The organism is Streptomyces sp. P13-3-3 (genome assembly GCF_050571355.1).
GTDB lineage: Bacteria > Actinomycetota > Actinomycetes > Streptomycetales > Streptomycetaceae > Streptomyces > Streptomyces althioticus.
In genome coordinates, this window is record NZ_CP192228.1 from 276290 (window position 1) to 295648 (window position 19359).

Here is a 19359-nt window from a genome sequence, read left to right on the forward strand (position 1 = left end):
AGAAGCATATGGGATGGCGGGATGGTTCGCCAAAACGGTTCAGGACCGGGGTCGCGACGGCGTGGCGGAGGGGGTTGCGGGCGCCGTCCCCGACGGGCTGCCGGACGACGTGCCGGGGGAGCTTCCGGAGGGCGACGGGGAGGTGTCCGCGCCCGGCTGGTTCTCCTCGGGCAGGTGCCGGCTGACCTCCGCCGTGGTGAGCCCGAGGCCGCCCAGCTCGATGGAGTCCCAGGCCTGGAGGCGCTTGGTGTCCCGGTCGAAGTAGAGGATCGACGTCTCGATCGGGTCGGGGTACTTGCCCTCGATCGCACGCAGGCCGCTGCCGCCGGTGGACCCCTCGACGCGCAGCCGGGTGCCGTACCGCATGACCTCGGTGTCCTCACGGTGCAGATGGCCGGAGAGGACCAGCGGCACGGTCCCGTCGACCTCGCGGGCCGCCGAGGGCTCGTGGACGACCGCCACGTCCACCGGGGTGCCGGCCCGCCTCTGGTCCCGGATCGAGGAGGCGAGCCGGGCGCCCGCCAGCTCCTGGGACTGCTCGGCGCCGGTCCGCTGGGTGCGGTCGGGGGTGAACTGCGGGTCGCCGATGCCGGCGAAGCGCAGGCCCGCGATGGTCCGCGCCCTGCCGTCGTCCAGGACGTGCACGTTCCGCATCCGGTCGAGATAGCGCTGGGTGACGAGCGAGTCGTGGTTGCCGCGCACCCACACGTACGGGGCGCCCAGGTTCTCGACCGGGTCCAGGAAGCCGTTCTCGGCGGCCGTGCCGTGGTCCATCGTGTCGCCGGAGTCGACGATCACGTCCACCCGGTACTGCTCCACCAGCGAGGCGATGATCTTCCAGCTCGCGGGGTTGAGGTGGATGTCGGAGACGTGCAGGACGCGGATGGTGGTCGGGTCCGGCTGGTACACGGGGAGCGTGGACGTGGCGTCGTAGAGCTTGGTCACGTTGGTGACCAGGCGGGCCAACTCCTGCTGGTAGACGTCGAACTCGGTGACGATGCTGCGCGCGTCGCCGACCAGTGACGGCGCGGAGGACAGCAGACCGGAGAACTTCGGCTCCAGCACCGAGTCCGGGTTCCAGGTCGCGTACGCCGTGCCGCCGGACGCGGCCAGCAGCCCGAGGGCGAGCCCTCCGGCCGTCAGGGCGCGACGCGGACGGCGGTAGACGAGGAGGCCGAGCGTGGCGGCGCCGGTGACGACGGCGACGCAGGAGCGCACGGCGAGGTCCGCGGTGCCGCGGGCGATGTCCTCGGTGACCTCGTCCTGGAGCCCCGAGAGGCGCTCCGGGTGGTCGACGAGGGCGCGGGAGCGCTCGGGGTCGAGCTGGTCGACGTTGACGTCGAGCCGCACCGGGGCGATGTGGCTGTCGAGCTGCAGCGCGCCCAGGGGCGACACGTTGATCTTCGTGCCGCCGGTGAAGGACGGGCGCAGGGTCATGGTGGTGTTCATCGGGCCCACCGGCACACGGACGTTGCCGACGACGAGCAGACCGAGCCATGCGCCGAGCAGCACCACCGAGACGAGGCCGAGGGCACGCACCCACGGGCGCGGGCGCGCCCCGGCGGTGAGGGCGAGGGCCGGCGCGGCCGGGCGCCGGGTGCCGGAGCGCCGGCGACGGGTCGAGGCCTGCGGGAGCCGTGGGAAGCGGTGGATCAGGTTCATGACGGCAGTCGGGACGCGGGCCATTGATCCCCTATGCCCGTGCGGGCGGCCGGATATGCGGGCCTCGCCCGCCTCTCGTACGGACCGATCGTCCCCGACAATGGCTTCGTGCTGGAGATGACGCGCGAGGAGTTCGAGGAGCTGGTCGCCGAGGCGCTCGACCGGATCCCCCCGGAGCTGACGCGGCTCATGGACAACGTCGCGGTGTTCGTGGAGGACGAGCCGCCGGCGGACGACCCGGAGCTGCTCGGGCTCTACGAGGGGACGCCGCTGACGGAGCGGGGGGAGTGGTACGCCGGGGTGCTGCCCGACCGGATCACGATCTACCGGGGGCCGACCCTGCGGATGTGCGAGTCCCGGGAGGACGTGGTCACGGAGACCGAGATCACGGTGGTGCACGAGATCGCGCACCACTTCGGGATCGACGACGCCCGGCTGCACGCGCTCGGCTACGGATAGGCCGTCCGCGTGTCCTCCTGCGGGTGACGGGAGTTGGGGTTGTCGACCCTGTACTCCAACCGGAGGTGGCCCCGTGCGCCGCTTGTACGTACCCGTCCGCCTGGCCGCCACGGTCGTGGCCGTCGCCGCCGCCGCCGGATGCGTGAGCGTGGGTGACGACGACGCCGGAGGGAAGGCGGCCCCGTCCCACTCCGCGGGACGCCCGGGTGGCGAGGCCCCCGACGGCGGCACCGACCGGGTGGGCGGCAAGGCCGGCCACGGAGCGGCCGGGACCGACGGCGGGCGCGACGAGAAGGACGGCAAGGACGAGGACGGGAAGGACGGGAAGAAGAAGCGCAAGGGCGAGCGCCCGTCCCCCTCCGACGACCGGCCGTCCGCCGACGAGAGCCGTCCCGCGTCCGACGGCGGCGGCCCGGACGGCCCCGCGCGTCCGACCCCCGACGACCGCCCCGACCCGCCCGAGCCCAGCCGGACCCCGGACCAGCAGCCCTCGGACCCGCCGCAGGACCCCGGGCCGACGTCCGAACCGACCCAGGCCGAGCCCTCCTCGTCCGCCCACCAGCCACCCGACACCCAGCTCGCCCAGCGGGAGCCCGCACCGCGGGCGGGGGCGCCGGCCTAGTGTCGGCGCGGCCCCGCCGCACGCTTCTCACCTGCTGATTTGCATCCGAGGGGCCGGGGTGCGTATGGTGGCAGATCGTTTGATCCTATTTGCCCGGCGCCACAACAGAGCGCGCCGTGTGGCGCGTACTCTCTCCCTTGCCGTGGTGGACCGCATTGAGGCGGTCGTAATTGCGAACTGCGAATCACGGAGTTGACGGGCGCGTGCCGAAGAGACTCCGGAAGGTTTCGCATTCGTATGCCCATCGCCAGTACTGATCACGTCGTCGTGCCCGAGAACACCGAGGACACCGACACCACCGCCGCCGAGACGGCGGCCCCCGAGATCACCTTCGCCTCCCTCGGTCTGCCCGAGGGCGTCGTGCGCAAGCTCGCGCAGAACGGCGTGACCACCCCCTTCCCGATCCAGGCCGCGACCATCCCGGACGCCCTGGCCGGCAAGGACATCCTCGGCCGCGGCCGCACCGGCTCCGGCAAGACCCTCTCCTTCGGTCTGCCGACCCTGGCGCAGCTCGCCGGCGGCCGCACCGAGAAGCACAAGCCGCGCGCCGTCATCCTGACGCCGACCCGCGAGCTGGCCATGCAGGTGGCCGACGCCCTCCAGCCCTACGGCGACGTCCTCGGCCTCAAGATGAAGGTCGTCTGCGGCGGTACCTCCATGGGCAACCAGATCTACGCCCTCGAGCGCGGCGTCGACGTCCTCGTCGCCACCCCGGGACGGCTGCGCGACATCATCAACCGCGGCGCCTGCTCGCTGGAGAACGTGGAGATCGCGGTCCTCGACGAGGCCGACCAGATGTCCGACCTCGGCTTCATGCCCGAGGTGACGGAGCTGCTCGACCAGGTCCCGGCGGGCGGTCAGCGCATGCTCTTCTCCGCCACCATGGAGAACGAGATCAAGACCCTCGTCGACCGCTACCTCGACTCCCCGGTGTCGCACGAGGTGGACGCGGCGCAGGGCGCTGTGACGACCATGTCGCACCACATCCTCGTCGTGAAGCCCAAGGACAAGGCGCCGGTCACCGCGGCCATCGCCTCCCGCAAGGGCCGCACCATCATCTTCGTCCGCACCCAGCTCGGCGCCGACCGCGTCGCCGAGCAGCTGCGCGACGCGGGCGTGAAGGCCGACGCGCTGCACGGCGGCATGACCCAGGGCGCCCGCACCCGCACCCTCGCCGACTTCAAGGACGGCTACGTCAACGTCCTGGTCGCCACCGACGTCGCCGCCCGCGGCATCCACGTCGACGGCATCGACCTGGTGCTGAACGTCGACCCGGCCGGCGACCACAAGGACTACCTGCACCGCGCCGGCCGCACCGCGCGCGCCGGCCGCACCGGCACGGTCGTCTCCCTGTCGCTGCCGCACCAGCGGCGCCAGATCTTCCGCCTGATGGAAGACGCGGGCGTCGACGCCACACGCCACATCATCCAGGGCGGCGCGGCCTTCGACCCGGAGGTCGCCGAGATCACCGGCGCCCGGTCCATGACCGAGGTGCAGGCCGAGTCGGCCGGCAACGCCGCGCAGCAGGCCGAGCGCGAGGTCGCCCAGCTCACCAAGGAGCTGGAGCGTGCCCAGCGCCGCGCCACCGAGCTGCGTGAGGAGGCCGACCGGCTGCTGGCCCGCTCCGCGCGTGAGCGGGGCGAGGACCCGCAGGCCGTGATCGCCGAGGCGGCCGCCGTGGTGGCCGAGGCCGAGGTGACGCTGCCGGAGCAGCCGACCGCGCGGGACGTCGAGCGGACCGAGCGCCCGGCGGCCTCGGCCCCGTACGAGCGGCGTGAGCGGCGTGACGACCGGGACGACCGCGGCGGCTTCCGCCGGGACGACCGGGGCGACCGCGGTGACCGTGGCAACTTCCGCCGCGACGACCGTGGGGACCGCGGTGACCGTGGTGGGTTCCGCCGTGACGACCGTGGTGACCGTGGCGGCTTCAACCGTGACCGTGGTGACCGTGGCGGCTTCCGTCGCGACGACCGCCGTGACGACCGTGGCGGCCGTTCCTTCGAGCGCCGTGACGACCGCGGCGACCGCGGCGGGTTCCGCCGTGACGACCGTGGTGACCGTGGCGGCTTCAACCGTGACCGTGGTGACCGTGGCGGCTTCCGTCGCGACGACCGCCGTGACGACCGTGGCGGCCGTTCCTTCGACCGCCGTGACGACCGCGGCGACCGCGGTGGCCGTTCCTTCGAGCGCCGTGACGGCGGCGACCGCGGCGGCTTCCGCCGTGACGACCGTCCCGGCCACCGGGGCAGCGACCGCCCGTTCAACCGCGACCGTCAGGGCGACCGCCCGGGCTTCCGCTCCGGCGGCCACGACCGCCCCTACGGCCGTCGTGACGACCACCGCGGCGGCGGCTCGTTCCAGCGCCGCGAGGACAAGCCGCGCTGGAAGCGCAACGGCTGACACCGCCTCACCGGACCGACCGCCGAGGGCCCGCGCGACACCCGTCGCGCGGGCCCTCGCGCATGTGTGCCCCCTCCGGCCGCCACGCGCCTGCCGATACCCGATCGGCTCCCCGGCCACGTCCGGCTATGCTCGGGGAGGCAACATCGCCAAGGGCCCTTAGCTCAATTGGCAGAGCAGTGGACTTTTAATCCATTGGTTGTGGGTTCGAGTCCCACAGGGCCTACCTCCCGCCGGAGGGGAACCCCCCGACGCGGCGAACGGCGCTCGCACCGGCCAGGCCGGTACGAGCGCCGTTCGTGTTCTCCGGAAGGGGCGGCTCAGCGCGGGGACGGGCGCCGGACGTCGTCGCCCGGCCGCTCGTAGGGGTCGATGAGCTGCACGCCGATACCGCTGGTCACCAGGCCGGCCGCGATCAGCAGCCCGTCGGGCACGACGATGCCCGCGACCAGCATGCCCAGCCCCGCGATCAGCACCCACCAGGCGCTGGTCCGCCGGTACTCGCGCGGGCGGGTCGGGCGGCCGGCAGCGAGGGAACGGGCGAAACGGGGGTCCTCGTGCTCGAGTCGGGCCGCGAGATCGACCAGGCGGTCGTCGTCGGACTGGGGCACGGCTCCTCCTTCCCAGGGGGTGGCCGTCCGGTCACACCGTCGACGGCCGTCGCTCCGGACACCGGGACGTGCGCGAACCGCCGGCATGCCGTGAACTCGGGCCGATATCCAGGAGTTTGCCCGTCTGCCGAGGTCGTCACCCGCCCGGTACGGTGCCTCCAGCGTCTCCCGGGGCGCACGGCCCGAGCCATCCGTCGCGCCCCCCAACTCCAGGGGGGACCGGCACGCACACGAGCGTGGGCAGGGGTCCGCACACGCCGGGAAAATGGGGACTGTCACCGATGGCGCCCGCCCGGTCATGGGCGGAGGCTGGACGGTGACGGCCCGCGCCGCGCCCCCGGCCGCGGGCCGTCGGGGCCTTGAGCATACGACGGCGAGGAGGCGGAACCGGGTGCCTCTGTTCTGGCGCATCTTCCTGCTGAACGCCGTCGTGCTGATCGTCGCCACCGCCCTGCTCCTCGGACCCGTCACCGTGTCCACGCCGGTGCTGCTCACCGAGGCCGCGGTGCTCACCGTGGGCCTGGCCGCCATGCTCGTGGCCAACGCGCTGCTGCTGCGCGTCGGACTCGCGCCGCTGCAGCGCCTCACCCGCGCCATGAACACCACGGACCTGCTCCGCCCGGGGCACCGGACCGCGGTCGACGGGCGCGGGGAGATCGCCGAGCTGATCACCACGTACAACACGATGCTGGACCGGCTGGAGGACGAGCGGGCCACCAGCAGCGCGCGGGCCCTGTCCGCGCAGGAGGCGGAGCGCCGCCGTATCGCCCGTGAGCTGCACGACGAGGTCGGCCAGTCGCTGACCGCCGTGCTGCTCCAGCTCAAGCGGGCCGCCGACCACGCCCCCGCCGAGCTCGGCGACGAGCTGCGCCAGGTGCAGGAGACCACCCGCGCCTCCCTGGAGGAGATCCGGCGGATCGCCCGCCGGCTGCGCCCCGGCGTGCTGGACGAGCTGGGCCTGGCCAGCGCGCTGAAGGCGCTCGCCACCGAGTTCGGCGGGCCCGGGCTGACCGTCCAGCACTGCCTCGATCCCGACCTGCCCGAGCTGGACCGGGAGTCGGAGCTGGTGCTCTACCGGGTCGCCCAGGAGGGCCTCACCAACGTCGTGCGGCACGCGGGGGCGCGCCGTGCCGAGCTGGCGTTGCGCCGCACGCCGGGCGGGGTCGAGCTGCGGGTCCGCGACGACGGCCGCGGCATCGCCGGAGCCGACGAGGGAGCCGGCATCCGCGGCATGCGGGAGCGGGCGCTGCTGGTGGGCGCCGAGCTGACCGTGGAGCCCCGGGCGGACGGCGGCGGCACCGAGCTGCGGCTCGCCGTGCCCGTGCCCGCGCGTTTCCCCGCGCACGTCCTCGTCCCCGTACGACCCGAGCGGAAGTCCGTTCCCTCGACCATCCCGGCCGTCGTGCGCCGCTCCGCGCCCGCGCACGCGCCGCCCCCGTGACCGACGCCCCCCGACCGGAAACGCCGAACCATGACAGACGCCTCCCCCACCCGCATCCTCCTCGCCGACGACCACGCGCTGGTCCGCCGAGGGGTCCGTCTCATCCTGGACGGCGAACCGGACCTGACCGTGGTGGCGGAGGCCGCCGACGGCGCCGAAGCCCTCGAACTGGCCCGGGAGCACCGCCCCGACCTGGCCATCCTCGACATCGCCATGCCGCGCCTGACCGGCCTGCAGGCGGCCCGTGAGCTCTCCCGCACCCTGCCGGAGACCCGGATCCTCGTGCTGACCATGTACGACAACGAGCAGTTCTTCTTCGAGGCGCTGGCCGCCGGAGCTTCCGGCTACGTCCTCAAGTCGGTCGCCGACCGCGACCTCGTGGAGGCCTGTCACGCCACCATGCGGGGCGAGCCCTTCCTCTACCCGGGGGCGGTCAACGCGCTCATCCACAATTACCTCGACCTCGCGCGGGAGGGCCGCTCCCTGCCCGCGAAGGCCATCACGGACCGCGAGGAGCAGATCCTCAAGCTCGTCGCCGAGGGCCACACCTCGCAGCAGATCGCGGACATGCTGGTGATCAGCCCCAAGACGGTGGAGCGGCACCGCGCCAACCTGCTCGCCAAGCTGGGCCTGAGGGACCGCCTTGAGCTCACCCGGTACGCCATCCGGGTCGGCCTGATCGAGCCCTGACCTCTGCCCCCGGCGGCACGGGTTGCCAGACTGGAGCCGGACCGCGCAGCGGTCCCGCCGCCGCCCGCACCCGGGAGAGCCCGCCGATGCCGTACCCGTACGTCCTGCTGTCCGCCGCCGTCTCCCTCGACGGCTACCTGGACGACACCGGCCCGGAGCGGCTGCTGCTGTCGAGCCCGGCCGACTTCGACCGGGTCGACGAGGTCCGGGCGTCGGTGGACGCCATCCTGGTCGGCGCGGGCACGATCCGCGCCGACAACCCCCGGCTGCTGGTCAACTCGCCCGAGCGGCGCGCCGCCCGGGTCGCCGACGGCCTGCCCGAGTACCCGCTGAAGGTCACGGTGAGCGGCTCCGGGGACCTGGACCCTGCGGCCCGCTTCTGGCACACCGGCGGCGAGAAGGTCCTCTACACCACCGGCAAGGGTGCCGAACGCGCCCGAGCCCTGGGCATCGCCGCCGACGTGGTGCCGCTCGGCGACACCGTGGAGTGGCGGCCGCTGCTGGAGCACCTGCACGACGTGCGCGGGGTGCGGCGGCTGATGGTGGAGGGCGGCGGGCGGATCCACACCCAGCTGACGACCGAAGGCCTCGCCGACGAGCTCCAGCTCGTCCTCGCCCCGCTGTTCGTCGGCGACCCGGACGCCCCCCGCCTGTTCGGCCCCGGCTCCTACCAGGGCGGGCGGCTGCGCCTGGTGGAGACCCGGCCCGTCGGCGACGTCGTCCTGACGCGCTACGAACCCACCGCGCCCGGCACCGGCGCGCTGCCGTCCGCCGCTGACCGTCACTGGCTCGCCCTCGCCTGCGACCTGGCCGGACAGTGCCCGCCCTCCGAGACCGCGTTCAGCGTCGGCGCGGTCGTGGTCGCCGCCGACGGGACCGAGCTGGCGCGGGGCCACTCCCGGGAGGGCGACGACCCGGTGGTGCACGCGGAGGAGGCCGCGCTCGCCAAGGCCGACCCCGCCGACCCGCGGCTGGCCGGCGCCACCGTCTACTCCAGCCTGGAGCCGTGCGCCCGCCGCGCGTCCCGTCCGGCACCCTGCGCGCGGCTGATCCTGGACGCGGGGGTGCGCCGGGTGGTCACGGCCTGGCGGGAGCCGGACACCTTCGTGACGGACGCCGACGGCAGCGCCGTCCTGGCGGACGGGGGCGCCACGGTGCTGGTGCTGCCGGAGTTCGAGCAGCGCGCGAAGGCGCCGAACGCGCACCTGCTGGGCGGCTGATCGCGCCCGCCGGGGAAGCGATGTGCATCGAACCCCGTGGATGCCGTACACTCGTGTTTACCGACGCGGGGTGGAGCAGCTCGGTAGCTCGCTGGGCTCATAACCCAGAGGTCGCAGGTTCAAATCCTGTCCCCGCTACTGAAGGCCGAGGGCCGGAATCCGAAAGGGTTCCGGCCCTCGGTGCTTTCCATGACGGCGCTCGTTGCCCGCCCCTTCACGCGTCCTCCACCTCGCCTTTCGCGCACAGTGAGCGAACGGCGCCGCAGCGCATAACAACTGACGAACCGTCAGGTTCGGCCGGTCGTCCGAGGCGCAGTCAACTCGCCCGTTTTCGCCCGCTCGTGGCGCTTAAGTCCACGCGGAAATCGTTAACGATCAAGAGGAACGGCTTGGAATCCGGCCCCCGCGTCTATTAACGTTCGATAACGCAGCGCGGTCGTCCCAGCCGTCACAGAAGGCGGCTCCGTGCGCACGCGCCGAATCCCGCAAGGGAACCGGGGAACCACCACCATGGGGTGAATCGGGCGGATACCGCCGTGGAGGCACGGTTCGTATACGCGCGTAGGAGACCTTCCCGCTCCGAACCCGTCAGCTAACCCGGTAGGCGAAGACGGAAGGAAAGGAGCGCGCCCACGTGGCGTCCAACCCGCCTGCCCCCGAGGCCCCGTTCAAGCCGAACGACACCTTCGCGTACGGCGCCCCCGGCGCCGAAGAGGGCCCCTTCGAGGAGTGGAACCCCACCGCGGAGTCCGTGCGGCCCGTGCGTGGCCGGCACCGCGTCGCCAAGCAGCGCGGAGGCGGACTCGCCCGCAGCTCCACCGTCCTCGGCGTCGGCGTCATAGCCGCCGTCGGCGCCGGCGGCATGGCCAGCGCCCAGACCGGCAAGCCGCCCGTCTCCATCTCCATCCCCGACCTTCCCCACGTGGGTTCCCTCATCTCCGACGAGGAAACGCCCAAGGGATCCAGCACCCCCCTCAGCGACATCGGCAGGATGGCCGCCGCCGACACCGGCGCCGAGGAGGGCGCGGACGCCGGCGAGGCGCTGCGCGCCCGCATCATGGCCCAGGTCGAGCAGCAGCAGGGCCAGGCGCAGAGCAAGGCGGAGGCCGCCGCCCTCGCCGCCGCCGAGAAGGAGGCCGCCGAGGCCGCCGCCAAGGCGGAGAAGGAGGCCAAGGAGAAGGCCGAGGCCGCCAAGAAGAAGGCGGAGGAGGAGGCCGCGAAGAAGGCCGAGGCCGAGCGCCTCGCCGAGCTGGCCAAGCAGTACGCGCTGCCGACCTCCTCGTACACCATCACCTCGACCTTCGGTCAGGCCGGCGCCTACTGGTCCTCCGGCTACCACACCGGCCTCGACTTCGCCGCGCCCACCGGCACCCTGATCAAGGCGGTCCACACCGGCACGATCACCTCCGCCGGCTGGGACGGCTCGTACGGCTACAAGACCGTGCTCACCCTCGACGACGGCACCGAGGTCTGGTACGCCCACCAGTCGTCGATCAACGTCAGCGTCGGCCAGAAGGTCGCCACCGGCGACGTGATCGGCCGCGTCGGCGCGACCGGCAACGTGACCGGCGCCCACCTCCACCTCGAGGTCCACACCGGCTCCGGCGGCGTCGACCCGGCGGCCTGGCTGGCCGGCAAGGGCCTCAGCATCTGAACCACCGGCGGCCGGCTCCCGGCTGCCGACGCCGTGAACGCCGGCAGCCCCGACGACGACCCCCCGACGTCAGGGCTGCCGGTTCCGCGTGTCCGGGGCCTTCTCAGCGCCGGTAGGGGTTCTCCCCGTACGCCGGATACGGCGGCTGCCCCTGCGGCGGCCACACCGCCGGGACCGGCCCGTACGCCCAGCCCGCGCCGTACGGCACCCGGGGCGCCGTGAGGCGGGCCGCGTGCTCCAGCGCCGGGCGGGCCGCCTGGCGCCGGTGCCACAGCTCCAGCAGCAGCTCCCGCTCCCGCGTCACGAAGTCCGCCCCCGCCTTCCCCGCACGGCCCCGGTGCCGCAGGAACGCCAGCTGCGTCGCGTACACCTCGTACTGGGAGACCGCCCGCGCCGCCGGCCTGCCCCCGTGCTCGCGGGCGAACTTACGGGCGAGGCGCCGCGCCCGCATCGAGCCCAGCGCGAACGGCTCCGACGGGCGCAGCCAGCCCGCCACCGCGTACGCGGGCAGCTCCGTGCGCACGGTCCGCAGCTCCCGCTGCCGCGTCCACACCACGAGCCAGGTCAGCAGCCCGAACGTCGGGACCATGAACGCCCCGTACACCGCGATGAAGCCGAACTGGCCGAGCGTGGCGGAGCCGTTCCACAGGGCGTGCATGCCCATCGCGAGGAGCAGCCCGGCGAGGGGGAGGAGGACGCGCCGCACCCGCTGGCGGTCGGCGGCCAGCGCGGCCGCGCCGAACCCGATGCCGGTGAGCACGGTGAACAGGGGGTGCGCGAAGGGCGACATGACGACGCGCACGAAGAAGGTCGCCGCGGTGACCGAGGCGATGCCGCTGCCGCCGGTGAGCTGGTCGGTGCCGAAGGCGTTGCCCAGGTAGAGGACGTTCTCGGTGAACGCGAAACCGGTCGCGGTGAACCCGGCCGCCACCACGCCGTCGAGGATCCCGTGGAAGTCGCGTCTGCGGAACAGGAAGAGCAGCAGCACCGCCGCCGCCTTCGCCGTCTCCTCCACGACCGGCGCTATGACCGTCGCGCCCAGGGTGTCGGCGCCGGCCGGGTCGGCGGTGGTCGTCGCTATCCACCGGGTGGCGAAGCTGTTCGCCACGATCGCGATGAGCGCCGCCGCGCACGCGCCCCAGGCGAAGGCGAACAGCAGGTTCCGCCAGGGGCCCGGCTCCACCCGGCCCAGCCAGCGGAACGCCGCCAGCAGCAGCGGGACCGGCAGCACGGCCAGCCCCAGACCGACGAGAAAGCCCTGCGTGCCCGTCTGCTCCCGCACCAGCGCGAGGATCACCAGACCGGACAGGGCCAGCAGCGTGACCATCGCTCCGTAGCGGACCGCCGGGCGCTGCCACCAGTGCGGGTGCCGCAGCGTGCTGCCGGGAGCTGCGCCGGGGTGCGGCGGGTACGGAGGGCTGCTGGCCACGGGATCGACCCTAACGAGGAAGGGGCAGGGCTGCGTGCCGGCGCGGGGCCCCGGGGGAGGTCAGACGGTGTCCCCGTCCGGGCGGTCGGCGCGGTCGTCGTGCGGTACGCGGCGGAAGAGCAGGTCGTTCACCACATGACCCTTGTCCAGCCCCTGCCGCTCGAAACGGGTGAGCGGCCGGAACGCGGGACGCGGCGCGAAACCGCCGTCCTCCCGGGTGTTCTCGAAGTCCGGGTGCGCGGTCAGCACCTCGAGCATCTGCCCCGCGTACGGCTCCCAGTCGGTGGCGCAGTGCACGGTCGCGCCCGGCGCGAGGCGGGACGCGGCCAGGGTGAGGAACTCCGGCTGGATCAGCCGCCGCTTGTGGTGCCGCTTCTTCGGCCACGGGTCGGGGAAGAAGACGCGCAGCCCGCTCAGCGCGTCCGGGGCGAGCATCTCGCGCAGCAGGATGATCGCGTCGCCGTTCGCCACGCGCACGTTGGTCAGGCCGCGCTCCTCGGCGAGGTGCAGCAGATGCCCCTGGCCGGGGGTGTGGACGTCGACGGCGAGGATGTTCGTGTCCGGGTCGGCGGCGGCCATCTCCGCGGTGGCCTCGCCCATGCCGAAGCCGATCTCCAGGACGACCGGCCGGCCGTTCCCGAACAGCTCGGCCAGGTCCAGCCGGCGGCTGCCGTCGATGTCGAGCCCCCACACCGGCCACAGCCGCTGCAGCGCGTCCGCCTGGCCCGCGGTGACGCGGCTGCGGCGGGGCTGGAAGCTGCGGATCCGGCGTTCGAAGTGCGACCCGGCGGGGTCGGCCTTCGGGCCGTCGGGGAAGCGCGGCTCCCCCTTCGCGCGGGCGCGGGGGGCCGGCTCGCCGGCGGTCCGCTCGGCGTGCGGTGCTTCGGGGGTGCTCATCGCGGAATCAGACACAGTGCCCTCGATTTTACGGGGACGGCGCGCCCGGCCGCCCGGCCGCCCGACGGCCGCGCCCGTCACGCGTACTCACCGCTCGCTCTCGGCGAGGCCGGCCAGCGTCCGGCGGGCGATCTCCCGGCCGATCGGCAGCGAGGCGGTCGCGGCGGGCGAGGGGGCGTTCAGCACGTGCACCGCGCGGGGCGCCTCCCGGATCAGGAAGTCGTCGACCAGCGTGCCGTCGCGCAGCACCGCCTGCGCCCGCACCCCGGCCGCCGTCGGCACCAGGTCCTCGTCCCGCACGGCGGGCAGCAGCCGGCGCACGGCCCGCGCGAAGGCCGGCTTGGACAGCGAGCGGTGCAGCTCCCCGGCGCCGTACCGCCAGTGGCGGCGGGCCAGCTGCCAGGAGCCCGGCCAGGCCAGGGTCGCGCCCAGCTCGCGCGGCCGCACCGTCCGCCAGTCGTACCCCTCGCGGGCCAGCGCCGGGACCGCGTTCGGCCCCACGTGCACCCCGTCGTCCGTGCCCCGGGTGAGGTGGACGCCGAGGAAGGGGAACGCCGGGTCCGGCACCGGGTATACCAGGCCGCGCACGAGCTCGGGGCGGGCCAGCTCGTAGTACTCCCCGCGGAACGGCACGATGCGGGCGCCGGGCTCGTCGCCCGTGAGCAGCGCGATCCGGTCGCAGTGCAGCCCCGCGCAGTTCACCAGCGTGCGGGCGCGCACGATGTCGCCGGCGGCCGTCAGCACGGCCACGCCCCGGTCGGGCCGGCGGTCGATCCGGACCACCTCCGCGCCGTGCCGCACGTCCGCCCCGGACGCCTCCGCGAGCCGGCGGGCCACCGCGCCGTAGTCGCAGATGCCGGTGGTGCCGACATGGATCGCGGCCAGGCCCTGGACCTCCGGCTCGTACTCGGCGATCTGCGCGCCGCACAGCTCGCGCACCGACAGGCCGTTCTCCCGGCCGCGCTGCACCAGGGCGTGCAGCCGGGGCAGCTCCTCGCGCTCCGTGGCGACGATCAGCTTGCCCGTCACCGCGTGCGGGATGTCGTACTCGGCGCAGAACTTGACCATCTCGGCCGCGCCCGACACCGCGTACCGCGCCTTCAGGGAGCCGGGGCGGTAGTAGATGCCGCTGTGGACCACCCCGCTGTTGCGTCCCGTCTGGTGCCGGGCCGTGCCCTGCTCCTTCTCCAGCACGGTCACCCGCGTGCCCGGGGCGGCCCGCCCGATGGCATACGCCGTCGACAGGCCGACGATCCCGCCGCCGATCACCACCACGTCACAGTCGTACGACCCCGCCGCCACCTGCGCCACCTCCCGCGTCGATAGTGCACTGCGCCACTGACAACGGCTTCAAACCAAGGGCGGGGCGGGACGGGTCAGGCCGTGGTCATCAGCAGCGGGCGGGCGCGCTCGCGCAGCTCGACCACGCGCGGCTCGTCGCCGTACGGCTCCAGCCGGTGCAGCAGGTCCTTGACGTACTCCGTGGTGCGCGCGGAGGAGATGCGGCCGGCCACCTCCACGGCCCGTACGCCCTGCTCACAGGCGGCGTCCAGGTTCCCGGACTCCAGTTCGGCGACCGCGGAGACCACCAGGCGCAGGCCGTGCGAGCGCACGAACTCCTCCGTGGGCTTCGACAGCGCCTGCTCGGTGAAGCGGCGCACCTGGCGGGGCGCCTTCAGGTCCCGGTAGCACTCGGCCGCGTCGGCGGCGAACCGGTCGTAGGAGTAGAAGCCGAGCCAGGTCGGGTCGCTGTCGCCGGGCCGGGACCGCTCCAGCCAGCTCTCCGCCGACTTCAGCGCGGCGCCGGCCGCCTGCGCGTCCCCGGCGCGTGCGTGCGCGCGTGCCTCGACCAGGCGGAAGAAGCTGAGGGTGCGGGCGGTGGCCAGGCCGCGGTTGCGCTCCAGGGCGGCCTGGGCGAGGTCCACGCCCTCGTCGCCGAAGCCGCGGTACGTCGCCTGGAGCGACATGGAGGCGAGGACGTATCCGCCGAGGGGCACGTCGGCCGCCGCGCGGGCCAGGCGCAGGGCCTGGATGTAGTAGCGCTGCGCCGCCTCCTGCTGGCCGGTGTCGAAGGCCATCCAGCCCGCGAGGCGGGTGAGTTCGGCGGCCGCGCCGAAGAGGGAGCGGCCCACGTCGTCGGAGTAGGAGCCGAGGAGCAGCGGGGCGGCCTCGACCCTCAGGCACTCGGGGACCATCGACGAACGCCAGTCGCCGCCGCCGTACTTGGAGTCCCAGCGGCGGGCGTCCTCCGCGGCCTCCCGCAGTTTCTGCACATCGCTGTGGCCGACTTTGAGCGGTGCGCCGGAGCCCTCGGACGGGCTCACCTCGCGCGCGACCGAGCTGTCGGCCGGGGTTATCAGCCACCGTGAGGCGGGCGTGGCGTACGCGCTCACCGCGAACGACCCGGCGAGGGACTGCCAGATGCCGCCGGAGCCGGCGCGGCGGCCGGCGAGGTCCAGCCGGTACAGCTCGGTCGCGGACTTCACCGCCTGGCCGACGTCACGGGGGAAGGCGAGACCCACCTCGGGCGCGGGATCGGCGTCCGCCAGACCGATCTCGTGCAGCGGCACGGGACGGCCCAGCTTCTGGCCGATGGCGGCGGCGATCAGGTGCGGGGCTGCGCCCTGGGGCACCATGCCCTTCGACACCCAGCGCGCCACCGACGTCTTGTCGTAGCGAAGCGTCAGTCCCCGCTGGGCGCCGAGATCGTTGACGCGCCGCGCGAGGCCGGCGTTGCTGATTCCCGCGAGGGCGAGAACGGCGCCGAGCTTTTCGTTCGGCCCGCGTTGCTCCCTGGACATGCGCCACCCCTCGACACAGACGGCTGCCGCTCTGGCATAACCACGCGGCATTCGTAAACCCAGCGTAGTTCGCCGCATCCCAAGCGTTAAGGGGCATTCTTCCGGATGGCGGGATTGTGGTCCGTACTGAAGTACGGGTCCGATACGCGCAGTTGCGGCGTGCTCCCGGTGTGTGGCCGTGCGCCTGTCCGTGCGCTCTTCTCCGGCCATCCCGGGAGCGGTTCCATGGTCCGTGCGTGGGTCGGCCCGCTGTACTGGATCCAGTGGGCTGGGGGAACACCGCCGCCTTCATCCCCGCGGGCGGCGGAACGGTCCGGGAGACGAGCTCCGCCTCCCGGACCGTACGCCCCGCGGTGGTGCGCAAAGCCTGTACGGAGCGTGTTCGAGTGTGATCTCACCGCTTCGATTTGGCCGAAAATCGATGCCACTCGTTTCGGCGTATCCGCGCTTCTATCCAGGTAGTTGAGGGCGCTTTGGTGGTTTTGGGGGCGCGCTGCGGGGGCGCATTCGCGTCGAAGTGGCCTGGTGGGCGGCGACCGCCCGGATGTCGATCTCCGTGTCTCGGGCGGGTGTTCGGGTGTGCTCCGGCGCAACGCCCGTAGAGGGTAGGTGTATCCGCCGGGGCGCATTCGACGGAGCACACACCGCTCCGGCGACGTTACCGAGCGCCGCCTTCATGGCAGCATGGGGAACCGGTTCGTACGGTGCACTGGTTGTCCACAGCATGTGGAGGCGGCGATGCGGTGGTTGGTGGGATGGAGCAGCACCGCCGCGGCGGCCGGGGGATACGGCCCCGTCGGCTCCGCCGGAGCCACCGGCGTCGACGGTGAGACGCTGCAGCCCGTCGGCTCCCACCCGCTGTGGGGCGACCCCGACCCCCTGTGGGCGGTCGGCGACTGGCGCCCCGACGAGGTGCGCGTGGTCTCCGCCGACGCACAGACCCGCATCGCCGTCCTCGGCACCTGCGGCGCCACCGACGAACAGCTGCGCGTCGCCCTCTTCGCCGCCCGCGGCGGTGCGCTGCGGCACCTGACCGCCTGGCCCGGCAGCTACACGGCCGTCGTCCAGGTCGGACGCCGCATCACGGTGTGCGGCGACCTCGCCGGCGCCCGGCCCGTCTTCTACACCCCCTTCGAACGGGGCGTCGCCTACGCCACCGCCGCCCTGCCGCTCGCCGACCTCGTCGAGGCCAACCTCGACTTCGGACACCTCGCCGCGCTGCTCGCGGCGCCCGACGTGCCCGCCGCGCTCCAGGACTCCACCCCGTACGAGGGCGTGAAGCGCGTTCCGCCGGGGCACGCGCTGATCCTGCGCGCCGGGGCCCGGGAGATCGCCGGGTACGAACCCGTCGCCTCCCTGGCCGTCGCCGCACCGCCCGCCGACCCCGACCACGCGGTGGACGCCGTGCGGGACGCGCTGGTGGAGGCGGTACGGACGCGGCTGGCCGCGCCTCGTCACGTGCCCGGCGCCGACATAGACCCCGGACCGGTACCGGGCATGGGTCCCGCGGAGCGGCGTGCGGCGCGGGGGACGCCGGTGGCCGGGATCGGGGCGGACCTGTCCGGGGGGCCGGCGTCGGGTGCCCTGGCGCTGCTGGCCGCCGGGCTGCCCGGGAGACCCGGCACCGTGCTGGGGCACGGCACCGGCGCGGGGGAGCGGCTGCTCGCCGTCACCTTCAACGACCTCGCCGCCGGCGACGCGGGAGGGCGCGACGAGGGCGAACTGGAGCGGGCGGGCGCACTCGCCGCGAATCCCCGGCTGCACCATGTGGTGGTCGCCGGGGAGGAGTCGACGCTCCCCTACGTCGAGCTGGACGTGCCGCTGACGGACGAGCCGGGGCCGTCGCTGGTCGCCGCGGCGCGGCACCGGGCGCGGCTGGCGGCGGGCAGCGCGGACCACTTCACGGGGTACGGCGCGAAACAGGTGCTGGACGCTCATCCGGCGCGGCTCGCCGACCTGTTGATGGACCGGAAGCGGCGGCATCTCGTGCGGCCGGTCGCCGCTCTGGCCAAGGCGGACGGGTCCGTGATGGTGCCGGCGCGGGTGTACGCGGCGGCGAGGCGGCTGGCGCGGACGCCGTACCGGACCGGGCTGGAGTCCCTCGCGCAGCGGCTGCTGCACAAGAAGCTCGACGACGACGGTCCCGGGGGCGCGGCGGACGCCTCGCTGGCCGCGCTGACCTGGGGAAGGCCCGGGCCCGCGGCGCGGTGGCTGACCGGGGAGGCCCTGGCTGAAGTATCGGTTCGCCTCCAGGCGTCGACGTGGCGGTCGGAGGTGGGTCCCGGGCAGCGCCCGGGGGACTTCCGGGCGCGGGCGGCACTGGCGCGGTACGCGGCGGACGTGCGGGTGCTGGAACAGGCGGCGGAGATCCGGTCGCAGCGGCTGCACACGCCGTTCCTCGACAACCAGGTGGTGCGGGCGTGCAGGGCCCTGCCGGAGGCGCTGCGGGTACGGCCCGGCGCGCGGGCGGCGATCCTGCGGTCCGTGCTGGAGGGCGCGGGGGTGCGGGATCTGCCGGCGGGGTGGGGGGCGCCGGCGGTCCCCACGTCGGCGGTGGCCGCGCGGACGGGGCTGCGGGTGGCGGCGGGGCCGCTGATCGCGCTGTTCGACACGCCGCTGCTGGCGCAGGCGGGGCTGGTGGAGGCGCGGGTCGTGCGGAAGGCGTTGCGGGGGGCGGCGGAGGGCGAGGTGCTGCCGCTGGACGGGCTGGCGGATCTGGTCGCGCTGGAGGTGTGGCTGCGGAGGCTGCTGGCGCGGCGGGGGACGTGCTGGACGGGGACGCCTGCGCGGCAGCGGGCGGTGCCGGCGGGGATTGTTCCGCAGCGGGGGGCGCTGGGGGCGGGGGCTGCGGGGGCTGCGGGAGCTGCGGGGGCTGCGGGGTCGCGCTGAGGTGGGACGCCTGCGGTGCAGGGTTTTGTCCGGCGGGGGCTGAGGTAGCGCCCTACGGCCGGTGGGTGGTGCGGGGCGCGCTGGGGGCGGGGGCCGCGGGGGCCGCGGGGGCTGCGGGGTCGCGCTGAGGTGGGACGCCTGCGGCGCAGGGTTCTGTCCGGCGGGGGCTGAGGTAGCGCCCTACGGCCGGTGGGTGGTGCGGGGCGCGCTGGGGGCGGGGGCCGCGGGGGTCGCTGGGGCCGCGGGGTCGCGCTGAGCACGGTGGGGGCTGAGGTTGCGCCTACGGCCGGTGGGTGGCGCGGGGGCGCGCTGGGGGTGGACGTCCTCGGTCTGGCGCGATGGTGCGTGTTGCAGAGGCGGACGGCGAGGACGCGCCAGCCGCTGCGGGCGCCCACCCCCACCCCGCCCCCTCCCCGCCGCGGGCGCCACACCGACACTGGTGGCGGAGGCCCGGCCCCGCCCTCCCCGCCATCGCGCGGCAACACCGACTCCGGTGGGGGCGGCGGCCGCAAGTGTCGCCGACTGCGGGCAGTCGTGCCGCTGGGGCGAGCAGAGTCGGCGGCGGCCATCGAGTTTCGCTGACT

General features: G+C 74.2%; 14 protein-coding genes, 2 tRNA genes and 1 riboswitch. Of the genes, 10 read left to right on the forward strand and 6 right to left on the reverse strand.

Going from position 1 to position 19359, the window contains the following annotated elements; all coding sequences use genetic code 11:
• Positions 1 to 39: 39 nt before the first annotated feature.
• Positions 40 to 1686 (reverse strand): metallophosphoesterase family protein, encoded by a 1647-nt coding sequence (locus ACQZOG_RS01320; protein WP_033273379.1) that lies wholly within the window; start codon positions 1684 to 1686, stop codon positions 40 to 42.
• An 84-nt stretch (positions 1687 to 1770) separates the two neighbouring features.
• Between ACQZOG_RS01320 and ACQZOG_RS01325 the strand changes: the two genes are divergently transcribed.
• From ACQZOG_RS01325 to ACQZOG_RS01340, 4 genes are all read left to right on the forward strand, one after another.
• Entirely contained in the window at positions 1771 to 2121 is a 351-nt protein-coding gene (locus ACQZOG_RS01325; protein ID WP_033273422.1) for a metallopeptidase family protein, read from the forward strand.
• A 73-nt stretch (positions 2122 to 2194) separates the two neighbouring features.
• Complete coding sequence (locus tag ACQZOG_RS01330) at positions 2195 to 2743, forward strand: hypothetical protein (RefSeq protein WP_430741204.1); 549 nt, start codon at positions 2195 to 2197, stop codon at positions 2741 to 2743.
• A gap of 237 nt (positions 2744 to 2980) precedes the next feature.
• Positions 2981 to 5143, forward strand: coding sequence for a DEAD/DEAH box helicase (locus tag ACQZOG_RS01335; protein WP_033273381.1), 2163 nt, complete (start codon positions 2981 to 2983; stop codon positions 5141 to 5143).
• A gap of 153 nt (positions 5144 to 5296) precedes the next feature.
• Positions 5297 to 5369: transfer RNA gene (locus ACQZOG_RS01340), tRNA-Lys, on the forward strand.
• Positions 5370 to 5463: 94 nt separating this feature from the next.
• Here ACQZOG_RS01340 and ACQZOG_RS01345 read toward each other — a convergent pair.
• On the reverse strand, positions 5464 to 5754 hold the full coding sequence (locus tag ACQZOG_RS01345; protein WP_033273382.1) for a DUF3040 domain-containing protein: 291 nt from the start codon (positions 5752 to 5754) through the stop codon (positions 5464 to 5466).
• A 391-nt stretch (positions 5755 to 6145) separates the two neighbouring features.
• Here ACQZOG_RS01345 and ACQZOG_RS01350 point away from each other — a divergent pair, with 391 nt between their 5' ends.
• The 5 genes from ACQZOG_RS01350 to ACQZOG_RS01370 all read left to right on the forward strand — a co-directional run bounded on the left by ACQZOG_RS01350 (position 6146) and on the right by ACQZOG_RS01370 (position 10759).
• Positions 6146 to 7195 (forward strand): HAMP domain-containing sensor histidine kinase, encoded by a 1050-nt coding sequence (locus ACQZOG_RS01350; RefSeq protein WP_033273383.1) that lies wholly within the window; start codon positions 6146 to 6148, stop codon positions 7193 to 7195.
• Between the two features lie 30 nt (positions 7196 to 7225).
• Entirely contained in the window at positions 7226 to 7885 is a 660-nt protein-coding gene (locus tag ACQZOG_RS01355) for a response regulator (RefSeq protein ID WP_033273384.1), read from the forward strand.
• 86 nt (positions 7886 to 7971) lie between these two features.
• On the forward strand, positions 7972 to 9105 hold the full coding sequence (locus tag ACQZOG_RS01360; protein WP_037640451.1) for a dihydrofolate reductase family protein: 1134 nt from the start codon (positions 7972 to 7974) through the stop codon (positions 9103 to 9105).
• 64 nt (positions 9106 to 9169) lie between these two features.
• Positions 9170 to 9243 (forward strand) — tRNA-Met (locus ACQZOG_RS01365).
• A 326-nt stretch (positions 9244 to 9569) separates the two neighbouring features.
• Positions 9570 to 9727, forward strand: a riboswitch (cyclic di-AMP (ydaO/yuaA leader).
• A gap of 12 nt (positions 9728 to 9739) precedes the next feature.
• Complete coding sequence (locus ACQZOG_RS01370) at positions 9740 to 10759, forward strand: M23 family metallopeptidase (protein ID WP_033273386.1); 1020 nt, start codon at positions 9740 to 9742, stop codon at positions 10757 to 10759.
• 103 nt (positions 10760 to 10862) lie between these two features.
• Here ACQZOG_RS01370 and ACQZOG_RS01375 read toward each other — a convergent pair whose 3' ends face one another.
• From ACQZOG_RS01375 to ACQZOG_RS01390, 4 genes are all read right to left on the reverse strand, one after another.
• Positions 10863 to 12188, reverse strand: a complete 1326-nt coding sequence (locus tag ACQZOG_RS01375) for a PrsW family intramembrane metalloprotease (protein ID WP_037640450.1) — start codon at positions 12186 to 12188, stop codon at positions 10863 to 10865.
• Positions 12189 to 12248: 60 nt separating this feature from the next.
• Entirely contained in the window at positions 12249 to 13085 is an 837-nt protein-coding gene (gene trmB / locus ACQZOG_RS01380) for a tRNA (guanosine(46)-N7)-methyltransferase TrmB (protein WP_193454302.1), read from the reverse strand.
• An 87-nt stretch (positions 13086 to 13172) separates the two neighbouring features.
• On the reverse strand, positions 13173 to 14396 hold the full coding sequence (gene lhgO / locus ACQZOG_RS01385) for an L-2-hydroxyglutarate oxidase (protein ID WP_430741205.1): 1224 nt from the start codon (positions 14394 to 14396) through the stop codon (positions 13173 to 13175).
• A gap of 65 nt (positions 14397 to 14461) precedes the next feature.
• Complete coding sequence (locus ACQZOG_RS01390; protein ID WP_033273390.1) at positions 14462 to 15886, reverse strand: hypothetical protein; 1425 nt, start codon at positions 15884 to 15886, stop codon at positions 14462 to 14464.
• A 738-nt stretch (positions 15887 to 16624) separates the two neighbouring features.
• Here ACQZOG_RS01390 and ACQZOG_RS01395 point away from each other — a divergent pair.
• Positions 16625 to 18775 (forward strand): asparagine synthase-related protein, encoded by a 2151-nt coding sequence (locus ACQZOG_RS01395; RefSeq protein ID WP_430741206.1) that lies wholly within the window; start codon positions 16625 to 16627, stop codon positions 18773 to 18775.
• Positions 18776 to 19359: the final 584 nt, after the last annotated feature.

Excerpts from the sequence above, each read along its gene's own strand:
- ACQZOG_RS01320 (WP_033273379.1), bottom strand. The coding sequence starts at position 1,686 with ATGGCCCGCGTCCCGACTGCCGTCATGAACCTGATCCACCGCTTCCCA.
- ACQZOG_RS01335 (WP_033273381.1), top strand. The coding sequence starts at position 2,981 with ATGCCCATCGCCAGTACTGATCACGTCGTCGTGCCCGAGAACACCGAG.
- ACQZOG_RS01355 (WP_033273384.1), top strand. The coding sequence starts at position 7,226 with ATGACAGACGCCTCCCCCACCCGCATCCTCCTCGCCGACGACCACGCG.
- ACQZOG_RS01360 (WP_037640451.1), top strand. The coding sequence starts at position 7,972 with ATGCCGTACCCGTACGTCCTGCTGTCCGCCGCCGTCTCCCTCGACGGC.
- trmB (WP_193454302.1), bottom strand. The coding sequence starts at position 13,085 with ATGAGCACCCCCGAAGCACCGCACGCCGAGCGGACCGCCGGCGAGCCG.
- ACQZOG_RS01390 (WP_033273390.1), bottom strand. The coding sequence starts at position 15,886 with ATGTCCAGGGAGCAACGCGGGCCGAACGAAAAGCTCGGCGCCGTTCTC.
- ACQZOG_RS01395 (WP_430741206.1), top strand. The coding sequence starts at position 16,625 with ATGCGGTGGTTGGTGGGATGGAGCAGCACCGCCGCGGCGGCCGGGGGA.